Source organism: Aequorivita vitellina (assembly GCF_022008365.1).
Classification (GTDB): domain Bacteria; phylum Bacteroidota; class Bacteroidia; order Flavobacteriales; family Flavobacteriaceae; genus Aequorivita; species Aequorivita vitellina.
Genome location: NZ_JAIRBA010000019.1, coordinates 50,445 through 67,854 on the forward strand (window position 1 = coordinate 50,445; position 17,410 = coordinate 67,854).

The following is a 17,410-nucleotide window of genomic DNA, read 5'->3' on the forward strand; positions in this document are numbered from 1 at the left end:
CAAAAACCAAAATTTTAAATAGTACCCGGGATGGGACTTGAACCCACACGCCCTACGGACACATGGCCCTCAACCATGCCTGTCTACCAATTCCAGCACCCGGGTGGATACTTAATTCTCTAAATTTTTAAATACTAAATATACTAAAAACAAAAAAAGTTAAACCGAAGGTTTAACTTTTTGTGACTTGGCTGGGGCTCGAACCCAGGACCACCTCCTTAAAAGGGAGGTGCTCTACCAACTGAGCTACCAAGTCTTCCTTTTTATTGGTTGCCTTTCTTTCGGTAGGCGGGTGCAAATATACTATCATTAAATTATACTTTCAAAACGAAATTGGAATAAATTTGAGGAAATTTTAAAAGTACTGAAATACAGGGGCTCACAACCGATTTTTTTTTGAAATATCTATAGTTTTCGAAAATATCGATACATTTTTTTAAGATTGCTATGGCAAATTTGGCGAATTTTGCAATTTTACAGCTATGAAAATACTATTAATTGGATATATGGGAAGTGGAAAATCTTCCGTTGGAAATAGACTCGCCGAAGTTTTAAAAATTCCTTTTAAAGATATGGATGCCGAAATTGAACAGGCCGAAGGTTTGTCTATCTCAGAAATCTTTTCGAATAAAGGGGAAATCTATTTCAGAAAAACAGAAAATAAGGTTCTAAAAAGGTTGCTAGGGCAAACGGATAGTTTTGTTTTGGCGACTGGAGGGGGCACACCTTGTTACGCAGATTCTTTGGCTTTTATGCTGGAACAGCCCAATACGGTGTTGGTGTATTTAAAAGTCTCCTTAGACGTTTTAACCGAAAGATTACTTTTGGAAAAAGATAAACGACCGCTGTTGGCGCATCTAAATGGCGAAGAAGAAGTTAAAGACTTTATAAGAAAGCACCTTTTTGAAAGAACGTATTATTACAATCAGGCAAATTTAATTGTTGATAACAGCAGTGAAAATATAGTTGAAACAGTCGAAAAAATTGTGAGTAGATTATTCTAAAATAGCTCTGTCGTTACCCTTTTCAAAAATAACTGAAACGTTTTCATTTAAAGAGGTTGAAAGCGAAATGCCTTTAAAATCGGCCTTTATCGGGTATTTTTTATGGTTTCTATCCACAAGTACCGCAGTTTTAAATTGTTTTAACGGCACTTCTAAAAAATGTTTTACGCCATAAATTAAAGTGGTTCCGGAGTGTAATACATCATCTACTAATAGAAGCGACTTGTTTTGATAGTCTTCTTTTTTTAATGTAGTTTCTATAGGGTCAGTAGGATTCTTCTTGTCAATTTTTACTTCGCATAGCAAAACTTTTATAGGCGAAATTTTCTCAACTTCAACCTTAATTTTTTTTGCGAGCACATAACCATTACCGTTAATACCAGCCACTACCACTTCTTTCTCTTCTACGTTTGTTTCGTAAACTTGGTAAGCAATCCTTTTTATTTTGTGGGCTATTTGCTTCTTGTCTAAAATAATGGTGTTTATTTCTATCATCTGCTCAATTTTAAAGATTATGGTTAATGCTCTTCCATTTCATCATCTGTAGATTCGGTAAAATCATCAATGTCTCTTCGGTCTTTTTTGGTGGGTCTTCCAACGCCTTTTTTTCGATAATACGATTTGGCATATTGTAACATTTCGTTTGTTTCAAAAGCTTCTTTCGGTGTTGTATCTTTTCTGTAAATATCTACTAATTTGGCGCCAACTCTGCTTTCGGGTAAATCTAAAACTTCTAATTGATAGTTTATTTGGTTTTTCCGAAGCGTTATTTTATCACCCGGATATACATCTCGTGCTGGCTTAACAATATCGCCATTAACCCGTACCGAACCTTTCTTGCAGGCTTGGGTAGCCATGTTTCTAGTTTTTAAATAGCGAACTGCCCATAAATATTTGTCAATCCTCATAATTAATATGTTCAAAACAACGTTAATGTACTGTGCAAAAATAGCGGAAAATTGTATCTTGCGCCCACAAAAAATTGATGATGATAAAAATTAAATATGCTTTTGCTTTAATAATTGTAATGCTTGTTGTTACAGTTTCCTGTAAAAAAGATGATGATGATGGACCTGTCACTCCTCCGCCAAGAGATCGTGGCGAAGAAGCAATAAGAGCACAAGCCGAAATTGAAACGTTTTTAGAGACACACTTCTACAATTACGAAGATTTTGAAACAGACCCCGAAAACTTTAAGATAAAGTTTGATACTATTGCTGGCGATAATGCTTCAAAAACTCCATTAATGCAACAAGTAGATTTTCTTGAAGTTGATGATGTTATAGATACCAGTGTTTCTTATAAGTTGTACTACTTGAACGTTCGCGAAGGCGGAGGTGATAAACCTCATTTTTCAGATTATACAATTAACACCTATGAAGGCAGGTTAATGAACCTCGAATTGTTTGACAGTTCGGTTATTCCAGTTCGTTTTAGTCTAGTTGATTCTCCAACTACTTCTGGAATTATTAGAGGCTTACAGCAAGCTATTATTCAGTTTAAAGGTGCTGCGAATGTTATTTCGAACCCTGATGGTACCTTGTCTTTTGAAGACTTCGGTATAGGAGCTGTTTTTATTCCTTCAGGTTTGGCGTATTATCAATATCCTCCGGCTACTGGCGGTTTAAATCAATACGATCAACTTATTTTCTCTTTTGAATTGTTTGATTCTGAAGTTGCAGATCACGATGGCGATGGAATACCTTCGTATATGGAAGACCTTAGTGGCAATGGCTATTTAATGGATGATGATACCGATGGTGACGGAATCCCGAATTATTTGGATGACGATGACGATGGCGACGGGCGTTTAACCAAGTTTGAAATAGAAATAGATGGCGACGGAAACATAACATTCCCCGATACGAATGGAAACGGTACTCCAGATTATTTAGACCCAACTATTTAGTTAGCGTTCAAAAATGCATTTAATAAGAAAGCCCCGCTTGTGAAAAGTGGGGCTTTTTTGTTGCTAGAAATTAAAGACTTCTACTTTCTGGCAATCACTTTATTTACGGCAGCTACAATTGCTGAAGCATTCAATCCATATTTATCCATCAATTGCTCTGGAGTTCCAGATTCGCCAAAAGTATCGTTTGTGGCAATGAATTCCTGCGGTGCTGGATGCTGCGTTGAAAGTAAGCGCGCAACACTTTCGCCAAGACCGCCTAAAAAGTTGTGCTCTTCGGCAGTTACTACACAACCTGTTTTTTTTACGCTTTTTAAAATTGCTGCGTCGTCCAAAGGTTTTATAGTGTGAATGTTTATAACGTCTGCGGTAATTCCTTTTTCGTTTAAAGTTTCTGCTGCTTGCAAGGCTTCCCAAACCAAATGGCCCGTAGCCACAATGGTTACATCTGTTCCTTCCTGTAATTGCACTGCTTTTCCTATCTGAAAATTTTGATCGGCAGGGGTGAAGTTTGCTACTTTCGGTCGTCCAAAACGAAGGTAAACCGGACCTTCAAAATCTGCAATTGCAATAGTTGCAGCTTTTGTTTGGTTGTAATCGCATGTATTAATTACCGTCATTTCCGGAAGCATTTTCATCAAACCAATATCTTCCAATATTTGGTGTGTTGCGCCATCTTCACCTAGCGTTAATCCTGCGTGCGATGCACAAATCTTTACATTTTTTCCGCTGTAAGCAACGCTTTGTCTTATTTGGTCGTAAACCCTTCCGGTAGAGAAATTGGCAAATGTTCCCGTAAACGGAATTTTCCCACCAATAGTCATTCCCGCAGCCATTCCAATCATATTCGCTTCAGCAATTCCTACTTGAAAGAAACGCTCGGGATGGTTTGCTTTAAATTCGTCCATTTTTAATGAACCTGTAAGATCTGCGCAAAGTGCTACAACGTTTTTATTTTTCTTTCCAAGTTCCGTAAGTCCATCTCCAAAACCTGAACGTGTATCTTTTTTACCTGTATCTGTGTATTTTTTCATCGTAAATCTTTTCAATTTTAATAATCTCCCAGGGTTACAGGGTTTTGTGCAAGTGCATTTTCTAGTTGCTCGTCATTTGGCGCTTTTCCGTGCCAATCGTGGGTGTGCATCATAAAGTCTACGCCATTCCCCATTACGGTGTGTAACAAAACACATACGGGCTTTCCGTTACCAGTTTTTTCTTTTGCTTTTTTCATTCCGGACATAACTGCTTTTAAGTCGTTTCCTTTTTCAATATCCATAACATCCCAGCCAAAAGCTTCAAATTTTGATTTCACATTTCCCAATGGGAGCACATTGTCTGTAGAGCCATCAATTTGCTGGCCGTTTAAGTCGACCGTGACAATAAGATTGTCTACTTTATTTCCTGCAGCGTACATAATTGCTTCCCAATTTTGACCTTCCTGCAATTCGCCGTCGCCACAAAGTGTGTATATAATATGCTGGTCGTTGTTCAATTTTTTTGTGAGTGCGGCTCCTATAGAAACTGAAATTCCTTGTCCCAAAGACCCCGAAGCAATACGCACTCCCGGCAATCCTTCGTGCGTAGTTGGGTGACCTTGTAAACGCGAGTTTAAAAGGCGGAAGGTATTCAACTCTTCTACGGGGAAGTATCCAGCACGCGCCAAAACGCTGTAGAATACAGGTGAAATATGCCCGTTTGAAAGGAAGAAAAGATCTTCGTCAATCCCGTCCATTTCAAAAGTATCGTTGCGTTCCATTAATTCATTGAATAATGCTACGAAAAATTCGGCACAGCCTAATGAACCTCCCGGATGTCCAGAATTCACTTTGTGAACTTGCCGTAAAATATCTCTTCGAACTTGTACTACCAAATCCTCAAGTGCTTTGTAATCTGCCATAATGTGTTTTAAATTTCAGCTTCAAAAGTAATGTATTCTAGGGGGTGGGCAAAGTGTAAAGCAAGGCTTTTATTAACGATTTAAAACTTTTGTTAACAGATAAGTTAATCTAAAGTATGTTAATACTGATTGAATAAAACACGGTTTTGCGGAAGCGGCGAATATTCATAATTCATAATTCATAATTCTAGATTAATAAAATTATCTTTGCCCACTCAATAAAAGCTGCTGCATGCAATTTAAATTAGAAGCCACAGACCCACAAAGTAACGCCCGCGCGGCAACAATAACTACAGATCACGGAGTTATAGAAACCCCAATATTTATGCCCGTTGGCACCGTTGGCACCGTGAAAGGTGTGCATCAACGTGAGCTGAGAGATGATATTAATCCAGATATTATTCTTGGCAATACCTATCATTTATACTTAAGACCGCAAACGCCTATTCTTGAAAAGGCGGGCGGACTGCATAAATTTATGAATTGGGATCGCAATATTCTAACAGATAGTGGCGGCTATCAAGTGTATTCGCTTTCGGCAAATAGAAAAATTAAAGAGGAAGGCGTAAAGTTTAAAAGTCATATTGACGGCAGTTACCACGTTTTTACACCTGAAAATGTAATGGAAATTCAGCGCACCATTGGCGCAGATATTATTATGGCGTTTGACGAATGTACGCCGTATCCTTGCGAATACAATTATGCAAAACGTTCTATGCATATGACGCACCGTTGGTTGGACCGGTGCATAAAACACTTAGATAAAACACCCCTAAAATACGATTACAACCAGACGTTTTTCCCAATTGTACAAGGCAGCACTTATAAAGATTTAAGAAAACAATCTGCAGAATACATCGCCTCGGTTGGGGCGGAGGGAAATGCCATTGGCGGACTTTCAGTTGGCGAACCGGCGGATGAAATGTATGAAATGACAGCGGTTGTGACGGAAATTCTTCCGAAGGAAAAACCCAGATATTTAATGGGCGTAGGCACACCGGTGAATATTTTAGAAAATATTGCTTTGGGAATCGATATGTTTGATTGTGTAATGCCAACAAGAAATGGTAGAAACGGAATGCTTTTTACTTCGGAAGGTATTATTAATATAAAGAACAAAAAGTGGGAAGATGATCTTTCGGTAATAGACCCGATGGGAATTACGTGGGTAGATACAGATTATAGCAAGGCGTATTTGCGCCATTTATTTACCGTGAACGAAATGCTGGGAAGACAGATTGCCACCATTCACAACTTAGGGTTTTACTTGTGGTTGGTTCGCGAAGCCAGAAAACATATATTAGCGGGAGATTTTACCCAATGGAAAAATGTCATGGTTAAAAAATTAGCACAAAGACTTTAACATGCTCAGCATACTGGATAGGTACATATTAAAAAAATATTTGGGCACATTTACGCTCCTGCTATTGCTTTTTATACCAATTGGTATTACCGTTCACCTTGCAGAAAAAATTGACAAAATACTTGAAAATGAAGTGCCTTTTATGGAGGTGATGATTTATCTCTACAACTTCACCATTTATTTTGCAAACCTTTTATTTCCACTGTTTCTTTTTCTTTCGGTTATTTGGTTTACTTCAAAACTGGCAAATGATACCGAAGTAATCGCTTTTTTGAGCAGTGGGGTTTCCTATTACCGTTTTCTGAGACCCTATATAATTGGTGCAACAATCGTTTGTATTGCAGCCCTGGTTTTTAGTATGTATTTGGCGCCAAAGGCCAGTAAAGGGTTTAATGAATTTTCGTATAATTATTTAAAAAAAGGAAAACAAGACAGAGACAAAAGCAATGTATATACACAGATAAACGAAAACGATTATATTTATGTAAGCTATTTTAATGTTTCGGATAAAATAGGAAGCAACTTTACGTTGGAGCATTTTGAAGGAAATGAAATGGCTTATAAAATCTCTGCTGGACAGATAAAATACAATGAAAAAGACAGTACTTACTCGCTCTTCCATTACAAAAAACGAATTATAGGTGAACGTGGCGACATTTTGGAAAGCAAACCCAAACTAGATACCGTTTTTTCTTTTGATTTAGAAGATTTAACACCTGTTACCTATATAGCCGAAACACTGAATTTTTTTGAATTGAATGATTTTATAAAAAAAGAAAAGGCGCGTGGCTCGTCCTATATTAATAGGTATGAAGTGGTGCGTTACAAACGATGGAGTTTGCCGGTTTCGGCCTATATTTTAACCATAATAGCCGTTGCAGTTTCTTCGGTAAAAAGGCGCGGGGGAATGGGGCTTAACTTAGCAATAGGCATAAGTATTGGAATGATTTTCGTGTTTTTCGACAAAGTTTTTGGCACCATGGCAGAGCAAAGTGATTTTTCTCCGCTCGTTGCCACTTGGTTCCCAAATTTCGTATTTGCAATTTTGGCCATTTATCTTCTAAGGAATGCGAAACGATAAACTACTAAATTATCTCCATCTCCATTTTATAGTTTTTATTTGGGGGTTTACAGCCGTACTGGGCGCGTTAATTACTTTAGAAGCCATTCCATTGGTTTGGTACCGCATGCTTTTGGCCACGTTAATAATATTTGTATTTCTAAAATTCCGAAAGGAAAATTTAAAGTTTTCACTCAAAACATTAGGTGGTTTTGCCTTGGCAGGAATTATCATCGCACTGCACTGGCTCACGTTTTTTGGAGCAATTAAAGCTTCAAATGTTTCGGTAACGCTGGCGGTGCTTTCTACAGGTGCATTTTTCACTTCCATATTAGAACCGCTTTTTTATAAAAGGAAAATAATTATTTACGAAGTACTCTTCGGTCTCGTTGTAATTGTAGGCCTTTATATAATTTTTGACGTTGAAACATCGTATAACTTAGGAATTGTTTTAGCTCTTATTTCAGCATTTTTAAGTGCGCTTTTTTCAGTAATAAACGGCAAGTTTGTACTAAAACACAAAGCCTCGGCAATTTCATTTTACGAATTAATGTTCGGAGTTTTAGGAATAACAATTTACTTGGCATTCGCTGGAAAATTTACCTCTGATTTTTTTACGGTTTCGGCACATGATTGGATCTATTTGCTAATTTTGGCATCTGTTTGTACAGCCTATGCGTTTATCGCATCTATACATGTAATGAAGTGGATAAGCCCGTATACCGTTATGTTAACTATAAATATGGAACCGGTGTACGGTATTATTTTGGCACTAATTGTTTTGGGTGATTCAGAAAATATGAGTCCTCAATTTTATTATGGGGCGGCAATAATATTGCTAACTGTAATTGCCAATGGTTTCATAAAAATTAGACAGGAAAGAAAACGAAGAAGATTGAGCAACACCTAAAACAAAATTTTATCTTTGTACATCAACCTTTATAAAACGAAGGAAATAATTATGGAATATCTTGATTTTGAACTCCCTATAAAAGAATTGCAGGAGCAATACGAAAAAGCTTGCCTTATTGGTGAAGAGAGCGATGTAGATGTAAGCAATACTTGCAAGCAGATAGAAAAGAAGCTTAAGGAAACTAAAAAGGACATTTACAAAAACCTTACGCCATGGCAACGCGTGCAGCTATCGCGCCATCCAGACCGTCCGTATACAATAGATTATATAAAAGCCATCTGTGGCGATTCTTTTTTAGAACTTCACGGCGACCGCAATTTTAAAGACGATAAAGCAATGGTTGGAGGGCTTGGTAAAATAGGCGATCAAAGCTATATGTTTGTAGGCCAACAAAAAGGGTATAATACCAAAACCCGCCAATACAGAAATTTTGGAATGGCAAATCCGGAAGGTTATAGAAAAGCACTGCGCTTAATGAAATCTGCCGAGAAATTTAATTTGCCTGTAGTTTGTTTTATTGATACCCCAGGAGCATTTCCAGGTTTAGAAGCAGAGGAACGAGGTCAAGGTGAAGCTATTGCTCGAAATATCCTTGAAATGACCCGTTTAAAAGTGCCAATTATTGTTGTAATTATAGGCGAAGGTGCCAGTGGCGGTGCTTTGGGAATAGGTGTTGGCGATAAAGTTTTAATGTTAGAAAATACTTGGTATTCTGTAATTAGCCCAGAAAGCTGCTCTTCTATTTTATGGAGAAGTTGGGAATTTAAAGAACAAGCTGCCGAAGCCTTAAAATTAACGGCCATCGATATGAAAAAACTAAAACTTATAGACGAAATAGTCAAAGAACCTTTAGGCGGAGCTCATAGCGATAGAGAAACTACTTTTGCCACAGTGGCAAACGTAATTGACAAGACGTATACAGCCTTAAAAATGTTATCCCCAACCGATTTAGTTAAAAAGCGGATGGAAAAATATTTAGAAATGGGCGAGTTCAAAGGGTAAATTGAACTATAGCTTATCTTACCGTAAATCCGAGGCGAGAGTCTTGGATTTTTTTACGGGTTATCAACAATAATTTAGAGTTTTCAACAGTTCAATTGTTGAAGAACGGTTAATATAGTAGGACTAAAATTACTTCATTTCTCTTAACATTTTCTTTACATTCGCTTCATGGAAAAAATCAAACCCCAAACTAGTTTTTCAACTCGCCCGTCGCAAGTAATTTCGCTTGAAAAAGGTAAAATACCTCCCCAAGCTATTGATTTAGAAGAGGTTGTGCTTGGAGCTTTGATGATTGATAAAAAGGGAGTAGATGAAGTAATAGATATCTTACATCAAGAAGTTTTCTATAAGCAGGCGCATCAACACATTTTTGAAGCCATTCATAATTTGTTTGAAGACAGCCAACCCGTAGACTTATTAACCGTTTCTACCCAACTTAAGAAACAAGGGAAATTAGAGCTCGTGGGAGGCGAATTTTACTTGATTCAATTAACCCAAAAAGTATCATCCTCGGCGCATATTGAGTTTCACGCGCGTATTATTCTTCAAAAATACATTCAACGAAGTTTAATTAAAATTTCAAATGAAATAATTGAAGATTCTTATAATGAAAGTACAGATGTTTTTGATCTTTTAGACAATGCCGAAGCAAAATTATACGAAGTTACCCAAGGCAATATTAAGCGTTCTTCCGAAACTGCTCAAAATCTTGTAATACAAGCAAAGAAACGCATTGAAGAAATAGCCAACAAAGAAGGTCTTTCTGGGGTTCCTTCGGGCTTTGCAAAAGTAGATAAACTTACCTCGGGCTGGCAACCCAGTGATTTAATTATTATCGCTGCTCGTCCTGGTATGGGTAAAACGGCATTAACGCTTTCTATGGCTCGAAATATGGCGGTTGAACACGATATACCCGTAGCGTTTTTCTCACTGGAAATGTCGTCCGTGCAGCTTATAACGCGTCTTATTTCATCTGAAACACAGCTTAGTTCAGAAAAATTACGAACCGGAAATCTCGAAAAACACGAGTGGGAACAGTTGAACGTAAAAGTGAAAGGCCTCGAAAAAGCACCACTTTTTATTGATGATACCCCATCACTTTCTATTTTCGACTTACGTGCAAAAGCGCGGCGACTCTCATCGCAACACGGCATTAAACTTATTATAGTAGATTATTTGCAATTAATGACTGCTGGTGGAAGCCAAAAAGGAGGGAATAGGGAGCAGGAAATCTCTACTATTTCACGAAACCTAAAAGCTTTGGCAAAGGAATTAAATATTCCTGTAATTGCACTTTCGCAGCTCTCCCGTGCGGTGGAAACTCGTGGCGGCAGCAAACGACCTTTACTTTCAGATCTTCGTGAATCTGGAGCAATTGAGCAGGATGCAGATATTGTTTCATTTATCTACCGTCCAGAATACTATAAAATAGACGAATGGGATGACGAAGAGCACACACCAACCGCCGGGCAAGCCGAGTTTATTGTAGCCAAACACCGTAACGGAGGATTGGATGAAATACGTCTGAAGTTTGTTGGAAATTTAGGTAAATTCGAAAATCTTGACACCTTCGATCACCCTACAGAAATTCATTCCAGAATGAACGATGCGGCAAATGACGATACTTTTAAAACCAAAAACCTGCCATCTGCAAATGAAGCTTTCGGAAGTTCAATGAACGACGATTTTTCTACTAACGATGACAACGATGTGCCGTTTTAATATTTCATAAGTACTTTGGCTTAAAAATTGTCGTTATATTCGCACAATGACACGTTTTACTTTATTCATATTTCTCCTTCTTTTCTCCTTAAAAGCTTCCGCTTCGTATATTCTAATTCCTATGGATGCCGAAAGCCAAAAAGAACATTTAAAAGCTTACGGAATTACGTATTGGGTTTTGGAAAAAAATCAAAAAGTGAAATGGTTGCTAAACTATCGCGGCGGTTCATTTTTAATGCCCGATTCGGCAGAAATTCAAAGAGAATGTCAGATTCGTGGCGTTTCATTTGAAGTGATTTCAAATAGTAAAACCGAACAAATTCTTACAGATATAAGCAGTCCGTCAAAAAATATGGACGCCGTAGTATTAGAAAAAGCGCCCAAGATAGCAGTGTATTCTCCCAAAGGAAATCTTCCGTGGGACGATGCCGTTACTATGGTTTTAACCTATGCTGAAATTCCATACACGGTAATTTACGATGAAGAAGTTTTGAGCGATCAATTAATTCTTTACGACTGGCTTCATTTGCATCACGAAGATTTTACAGGTCAATACGGAAAATTTTACCGTGCCTATCGTGCCGCTCCGTGGTATATTGAAGAAAAAAAGAAAGCCGAAGCCCTTGCGGCAAAATTGGGTTACAATAAAGTTTCTGAAGAAAAACTAGCCGTGGCCAAAAAAATCCGCGACTATGTAATTGGCGGCGGATTTATGTTTGCAATGTGTAGTGCTACCGATAGTTTTGACATTGCACTTTCTGCCGATGGCGTAGATATTTGCGAACCCATGTTTGACGGCGACCCCAGCGAACCCAATTACCAAAGTAAAATAGATTACAATAAAACCTTTGCTTTTAAAGATTATATCTTGGAACGCAACCCAATGGTTTATGAGTTTTCAAGCATTGATATGACTGAGAAACGAAGAATTGCAAAGGAATCGGACTATTTTTCTTTAATGGATTATTCGGCTAAATGGGACCCGATCCCAACGATGCTTTGCCAAAATCATACTTCTTTAGTAAAAGGATTTATGGGACAAACAACGTCTTTTGATCGCAATCTAATTAAAAGTAATGTTTTGGTGATGGGCGAAAACAAAACCAATGGCGAAGCACGTTACATTCACGGAATTAAAGGAAAAGGATTTTTTACTTTTTACGGTGGACACGATCCTGAAGATTACCAACATAGGGTAGGGGATGCCAAAACGGAATTGGCGCTACACCCAAAATCACCGGGATACAGACTTATTTTGAACAATGTATTGTTTCCAGCAGCGAAAAAGAAGAAGCAGAAAACCTAGGTTTTTTAAATCACAAATCACAAATCACAAATCACAAATTTCCAATTCCAATCTCGCCACTTTGGGCACTAACCAACGTTTTTGGGGCGAAGGAGACAATTCAAGATTATTGCTTTTTTGAAAGACTTTTATAATAATCCTTCGGCGGTAAAACGGTAATTTCTACTCTTCTATTTAGTTGTTTATTTTCATCGGAATTATTTGGAACCCTAGGTTTGTTTTCGCCGTAGGCTTTTACTTCAAAATCATATCCAGGCAGCCCATCGAAAATTTCCAGCAATCTTTCCTTTACAGAAATACTTCTATTTTTGGAAAGTTCCATATTTAGAGTTTCGTCGCCGTCACTGTCTGTGTGCCCTTCAATTAAAATTGTGGCTTTATCTATTTGTTGAATGGTTTTTGCCAAAGAATCGAGGCTGTGTTTTGCGGTTTTCTTTAAATTGAATTTAGCAACATCGAACAAAACATCAGCATTTATGGTAAGTTTTATTACGCTATTAATTGCGCCAATGGCATCAATGTCGGCGCCAGCGCTAATGCTTCTGCACAGTTCTTCTAAATCTATAACACGTAGAAAGTAAAAGACCGTTTCGGAATCAATTCCTCCGTCACTCAGTTCAATGGAAGATTTTCCACCCGCTATTTTTCCGGCGTAGATCCAATCTGTTCCATTTTGCGAAATCTCAATCTTTGCAGCTTCGCGGGATGGGCCTACTTCAAATATATAAAGATCGTCGCCGGGAAGGTTCATAAAACCATTGTCTGTAAATTCTACAGTTAAAGTGCCACCGCAGCCCAATGAAACAAAATTGGGGGTTTGGTAGTTTCGGTAATTTGGTTCGTGCAGGCATTGTGTGCTATCCCTGTACTTTTGAATGGGCGCTGGATTTCCAACTTTAAATTCGACTAGTTTATCGGCGAATGAAATTTTTCCAAGCGGAAGATATATTGATTTGTATCTATCAATTTTATACAATTTTCCCGTCTCTTTTTGTGCGAAAAGATAATTGCCAAACGGCAATAGGATAATAAAAAGCAGCAAATGGGTGCGCAACATTCGGGCTATTTTTAACGAAGATACTGAAACTTCTTTATTTGAAATTAGGGTATAAAAAAACCGCCTCATTACTGAAGCGGTTTTTAGGCGAAATAATATAAGTTAATGTCTTACTTTACTTGTTTAACGATTGCGGCAAAAGCCTCTGGGTGGTTCATTGCTAAATCTGCCAAAACCTTGCGGTTAAGTTCGATTCCATTGTTTTTTAAACTTCCCATAAACTGTGAATAAGACATTCCATGCTGTCTTGCACCCGCGTTAATACGGGTAATCCATAAGGATCTGAAATTTCTCTTTTTTACACGACGGTCGCGGTATGAATAAAGCATTGCTTTGTCCACAGCGTTTTTTGCTACCGTCCACACGTTTTTACGTCTTCCAAAGTAACCTTTGGCTTGTTTAAGAACCTTTTTACGGCGGGCTCTCTTCGCAACTGAATTTACTGATCTTGGCATAATTTTAATTGTTTTTGTAGCAGGCGATTCGGAAACACTGATTTATAAATCACTGAATAACTGAATACTTTTATCGAGCACTACTCCAGGGTTTAAATAATAGTTTTAACCGGTTAAGCGGTATTACTTCATACGAAGCATTTGCTTAACATTACTTTCGTCGGCCTTGTCAACCAACCCATCATGGGTCAATGCAAGTTTGCGTTTTTTGCTTTTCTTTGTTAAAATGTGGCTTTTAAACGCATGCTTTCTTTTAATTTTACCTGTACCTGTAAGCTTAAAACGCTTTTTAGCACTGGATTTTGTCTTTTGTTTCGGCATGTTTTCCTACTTTAATTAATTATTACTTCGCTTTATTGTAAACTTCAATCTATTTTAATTTGAAGTGTTTTTTTATTCGCATCAATCCTGTTTACTGAAAACTGGGACTGCTTACTTTTTTTTCGGTGCAATGAACATAATCATTCGCTTGCCTTCAAGTTTTGGCATTTGTTCTACTTTACCGAATTCTTCCAAATCTCTGGCAAGACGCAAAAGCAAAATTTCGCCTTGGTCTTTATAGATTATTGAACGGCCTTTAAAGAAAACGTATGCTTTTAATTTTGAACCTTCTTGTAAAAACTTTTCACCGTGTTTCTTTTTAAACTCGTAATCGTGGTCGTCTGTATTTGGCCCAAACCTAATTTCCTTAATAGTAACTTTGGTTGCTTTGGCTTTTAATGCCTTTTCACGCTTTTTTTGTTCGTAAACAAACTTTTTATAGTCTATTACTTTACAAACAGGAGGGTTCGCATTGGGAGAAATTTCTACAAGATCGAGCTCTTGCTCTTCGGCAATTTCACGTGCTTTTCTTAAAGGATAAACTCCTATTTCTACATTGTCTCCTACAAGGCGGACTTCTTCTGCACGAATCTTTCCGTTGATTCTGTGTTGATCTTCCTTAATTACCCTTGCAGGTCCTCTACTTCTTTTTCTTCGTATTGCTATGGCTTACAAATTTTAGTTAAACATTAAATTCTTTCGATTCTTTTTTTATTTCTTGTTGAATCAATTCAGAAAAGGCTTTTGGAGTCATTGTTCCTAAATCGCCTTCGCCGTGTTTACGTACAGAAATCGTTCCATCTTTTTCTTCCTGCTCCCCAACAATCAACATATACGGGATTTTGTTCATTTCAGCTTCCCTAATTTTCTTGCCAATTGTCTCGTTTCTATTGTCAACAAGGGCGCGAATTTCGTCATTTTCAAGCAAATTTAAAACTTTTTGGGAGTATTTTTCATATTTTTCACTTAAAGACAAGATAGTTACCTGTTCTGGCATTAACCACAGCGGGAAATTACCGCCAGTATGTTCTAATAATATTGCCACAAAACGTTCCATACTCCCAAAAGGTGCACGGTGAATCATAACAGGACGATGCATCTCATTATCACTGCCTTTATACTCTAACTCAAAGCGTTCTGGCAGGTTGTAATCTACTTGAATGGTGCCTAATTGCCAGCTTCTTCCAAGGGCATCTTTCACCATAAAATCTAATTTTGGACCGTAAAAAGCCGCTTCGCCGTATTCAATTTTGTAATCGAGTCCCTTTGCTTCGGCAGCACTGATGATTGCCTTTTCGGCTTTATCCCAATTTTCAAGACTTCCAATATATTTTTCAGGTTTTTCTGGATCGCGCAATGACACTTGTGTGTAGAAATTTTCAAAACCTAAAGAGCCGAAAACGTATAAAACCAAATCGATTACTTTTTTGAATTCTTCATCTAATTGGTCTGGCGTACAGAAAATATGAGCGTCATCCTGCGTAAAGCCGCGAACACGGGTTAATCCGTGCAATTCGCCACTCTGCTCATAACGATAAACCGTTCCAAATTCTGCAAAGCGCTTTGGCAAATCTTTGTAGGACCACGGTTTGCTATTATAAACCTCGCAGTGGTGTGGGCAGTTCATCGGTTTTAGGAGGAACTCTTCGCCTTCACTTGGTGTGTGTATTGGTTGAAAACTGTCAGCACCGTATTTTTCGTAATGTCCCGAAGTAACATACAGTTCTTTTTGGCCAATATGCGGGGTGATTACCATTTCATATCCAGCTTTTTTCTGTGCTTTCTTTAAGAAATTTTCAAGTCTTTCACGCAGTGCAGCCCCTTTTGGCAACCAAAGCGGTAGCCCTTGTCCTACTTTTTGTGAAAAGGTGAAAAGCTCCAGTTCTTTCCCTAGTTTTCTGTGGTCGCGTTGTCTGGCTTGCTCCAGTAATTCTAGATATTCGGTTAAATCTTTTTGCTTCGGAAAACTAATACCGTAAATACGCGTGAGTTGTTTGTTATTTTCGTCACCTCTCCAATAAGCACCGGCGATGCTCATTAACTTAATAGCTTTTACAATTCCGGTATTCGGAATATGTCCGCCGCGGCACAAATCTGTAAATGTGTCGTGGTCGCAGAAAGTGATGGTACCGTCTTCTAAATTTTCTATTAGCTCAACCTTATATTCGTTGTTTTGTTCTTTATAATACTTTAAAGCATCTTCTTTTGAAGATTCGCGGATAGAAAACTCGTGTTTTCCGCGTGCGATTGTGAGCATTTTAGCTTCAATTTCCTTTAGGTCTTTTTCTGAAATGGTTTTATCACCAAAATCAACATCGTAATAAAAGCCGTTTTCAATAGCTGGCCCGATTGTTAATTTGATTCCAGGGTACAATTCTTCCAAAGCTTGTGCTAAAATATGCGCAGAAGAATGCCAGAACGCTTTTTTGCCTTCGTCATTATTCCAGGTATATAAAACCAGACTACCATCTTCAGTTAAAGGAGTAGCGGTTTCTATTGTTTTACTATTAAAGGATGCCGATATTACGTTTCGGGCAAACCCTTCACTTATACTTTTGGCTACATCCATAGGAGTAACGCCTGCATCAAAATGCTTTACACTTCCGTCTGGTAAGGTAATGGCTATCATATACTAAAAAATTTTAGGGTGCAAAGATACTATTAGTTTTGCCGCTTTGCAATATTCAACTAGCAGTTTGTAACTTCTTTTTATTGAATATATAATTCTGTTTTATCGCTAGTTGAAATAGGTGTAATTGTTTTTGCTAAGCCTCTTTAAGGCTGGGGGGAGGCGATTATTTATATGAAGTATTGCCGTAATTAGAATAGTGTATATATATTAAGGTATAGTGTTGCTAAAAATTATTTTAAGCGCTAAGTGCAAACGTTTCAGATGCTTAATTAAAACATCTAAAAATATTTAAAAAAAACTAATCAAATTAGTTTGTAGAAACGAAAAAGGGTTCTACATTTGCACCCGCTTAGAGCAACAGTGAGTGTTGGTAAAAAAGCGAAACGAGTTCTTTTAAAATTAAGAAAAAATACTTTAAAAAAGTGTTGCGAGTTTAAAAAAGGGTTTTATATTTGCACCCGCTTAGAATGGCAGCCTCGGTTGTTAGAAAAGTTTAAGCTAGCTCTTAAATTTTTTTTGAAATGTTTTTTTAAAAAACATTGTGGGATTAAAAAAGAGTTGTATATTTGCACCCGCTTAGAGATAAGCAAGTTCTTAGAAACACGATGAAAGGCAGTAATAGTAACGGTTCAACTCCGTTCCATCGACAAATTGAATCTTTGCGAATAGCGAAGAAAGTTCATTGAGATATTGAAATTGACAGCGTAGATTGACATTCGAAAGGATGTTGATCAACAAAGAAACTAAACTAAGTGAGATTAACTGAGAT

At 37.6% G+C, this 17,410-nt stretch carries 17 protein-coding genes and 2 tRNA genes; 8 read left to right on the forward strand and 11 right to left on the reverse strand.

The features are described from left to right. Window positions 1–22 precede the first annotated feature (22 nt). Window positions 23–105 (reverse strand) — tRNA-Leu (locus K8089_RS10420). 78 nt (window positions 106–183) lie between these two features. Beyond that, window positions 184–256: transfer RNA gene (locus K8089_RS10425), tRNA-Lys, on the reverse strand. A gap of 226 nt (window positions 257–482) precedes the next feature. Between K8089_RS10425 and K8089_RS10430 the strand changes: the two genes are divergently transcribed. Beyond that, window positions 483–1,004 (forward strand): shikimate kinase, encoded by a 522-nt coding sequence (locus K8089_RS10430; protein WP_237603226.1) that lies wholly within the window; start codon window positions 483–485, stop codon window positions 1,002–1,004. On the opposite strand, the gene K8089_RS10435 is transcribed toward K8089_RS10430, so the two are convergent. Beyond that, window positions 996–1,499, reverse strand: coding sequence for a phosphoribosyltransferase family protein (locus tag K8089_RS10435; RefSeq protein WP_237603227.1), 504 nt, complete (start codon window positions 1,497–1,499; stop codon window positions 996–998). The genes K8089_RS10430 and K8089_RS10435 overlap by 9 nt on opposite strands. 23 nt (window positions 1,500–1,522) lie before the next feature. Next, window positions 1,523–1,912: an RNA-binding S4 domain-containing protein gene (locus K8089_RS10440; protein WP_237603228.1), complete on the reverse strand. Its 390-nt coding sequence runs from the start codon at window positions 1,910–1,912 to the stop codon at window positions 1,523–1,525. Window positions 1,913–1,989: 77 nt separating this feature from the next. Here K8089_RS10440 and K8089_RS10445 point away from each other — a divergent pair, with 77 nt between their 5' ends. After that, entirely contained in the window at window positions 1,990–2,913 is a 924-nt protein-coding gene (locus K8089_RS10445; protein WP_237603229.1) for an FKBP-type peptidyl-prolyl cis-trans isomerase, read from the forward strand. An 80-nt stretch (window positions 2,914–2,993) separates the two neighbouring features. Here K8089_RS10445 and K8089_RS10450 read toward each other — a convergent pair whose 3' ends face one another. Further along, window positions 2,994–3,947, reverse strand: a complete 954-nt coding sequence (locus K8089_RS10450; RefSeq protein WP_237603230.1) for a transketolase family protein — start codon at window positions 3,945–3,947, stop codon at window positions 2,994–2,996. 17 nt (window positions 3,948–3,964) lie between these two features. Continuing rightward, the gene (locus tag K8089_RS10455; RefSeq protein ID WP_237603231.1) at window positions 3,965–4,810 is read right to left on the reverse strand and encodes a transketolase; all 846 of its coding nucleotides are present in this window, start codon (window positions 4,808–4,810) and stop codon (window positions 3,965–3,967) included. A 232-nt stretch (window positions 4,811–5,042) separates the two neighbouring features. Here K8089_RS10455 and tgt point away from each other — a divergent pair, with 232 nt between their 5' ends. The 6 genes from tgt to K8089_RS10485 all read left to right on the forward strand — a co-directional run bounded on the left by tgt (window position 5,043) and on the right by K8089_RS10485 (window position 12,176). Next, window positions 5,043–6,173 carry a tRNA guanosine(34) transglycosylase Tgt gene (gene tgt, locus K8089_RS10460; RefSeq protein ID WP_237603232.1) on the forward strand — a complete coding sequence of 377 codons (1,131 nt, stop codon included), beginning with the start codon at window positions 5,043–5,045 and terminating at the stop codon, window positions 6,171–6,173. A 1-nt stretch (window position 6,174) separates the two neighbouring features. Beyond that, window positions 6,175–7,254, forward strand: coding sequence for an LptF/LptG family permease (locus tag K8089_RS10465; RefSeq protein WP_237603233.1), 1,080 nt, complete (start codon window positions 6,175–6,177; stop codon window positions 7,252–7,254). Then, window positions 7,241–8,143: a DMT family transporter gene (locus K8089_RS10470; protein ID WP_237603234.1), complete on the forward strand. Its 903-nt coding sequence runs from the start codon at window positions 7,241–7,243 to the stop codon at window positions 8,141–8,143. Before K8089_RS10465 ends, K8089_RS10470 begins: the two co-directional genes overlap by 14 nt. A 51-nt stretch (window positions 8,144–8,194) precedes the next feature. Beyond that, window positions 8,195–9,148 (forward strand): acetyl-CoA carboxylase carboxyltransferase subunit alpha, encoded by a 954-nt coding sequence (locus tag K8089_RS10475; protein ID WP_237603235.1) that lies wholly within the window; start codon window positions 8,195–8,197, stop codon window positions 9,146–9,148. Between the two features lie 168 nt (window positions 9,149–9,316). After that, entirely contained in the window at window positions 9,317–10,870 is a 1,554-nt protein-coding gene (gene dnaB, locus K8089_RS10480) for a replicative DNA helicase (RefSeq protein ID WP_237603236.1), read from the forward strand. Between the two features lie 46 nt (window positions 10,871–10,916). After that, window positions 10,917–12,176, forward strand: a complete 1,260-nt coding sequence (locus K8089_RS10485) for an asparagine synthetase B (protein ID WP_237603237.1) — start codon at window positions 10,917–10,919, stop codon at window positions 12,174–12,176. Window positions 12,177–12,282: 106 nt separating this feature from the next. Here the strand turns inward: K8089_RS10485 and K8089_RS10490 are convergent, their stop codons facing one another. The 5 genes from K8089_RS10490 to thrS all read right to left on the reverse strand — a co-directional run bounded on the left by K8089_RS10490 (window position 12,283) and on the right by thrS (window position 16,638). Beyond that, the gene (locus K8089_RS10490) at window positions 12,283–13,302 is read right to left on the reverse strand and encodes an OmpA family protein (RefSeq protein ID WP_237603238.1); all 1,020 of its coding nucleotides are present in this window, start codon (window positions 13,300–13,302) and stop codon (window positions 12,283–12,285) included. 41 nt (window positions 13,303–13,343) lie between these two features. After that, window positions 13,344–13,688 carry a 50S ribosomal protein L20 gene (gene rplT, locus K8089_RS10495; protein ID WP_237603239.1) on the reverse strand — a complete coding sequence of 115 codons (345 nt, stop codon included), beginning with the start codon at window positions 13,686–13,688 and terminating at the stop codon, window positions 13,344–13,346. Window positions 13,689–13,811: 123 nt separating this feature from the next. Beyond that, a complete protein-coding gene (gene rpmI, locus K8089_RS10500) occupies window positions 13,812–14,009 on the reverse strand; it encodes a 50S ribosomal protein L35 (protein ID WP_045081425.1) in 198 nt (65 codons plus the stop codon). A 111-nt stretch (window positions 14,010–14,120) separates the two neighbouring features. After that, window positions 14,121–14,633, reverse strand: a complete 513-nt coding sequence (gene infC, locus K8089_RS10505) for a translation initiation factor IF-3 (protein ID WP_338149248.1) — start codon at window positions 14,631–14,633, stop codon at window positions 14,121–14,123. 58 nt (window positions 14,634–14,691) lie between these two features. After that, window positions 14,692–16,638, reverse strand: a complete 1,947-nt coding sequence (gene thrS / locus K8089_RS10510; RefSeq protein ID WP_237603240.1) for a threonine--tRNA ligase — start codon at window positions 16,636–16,638, stop codon at window positions 14,692–14,694. Window positions 16,639–17,410: the final 772 nt, after the last annotated feature.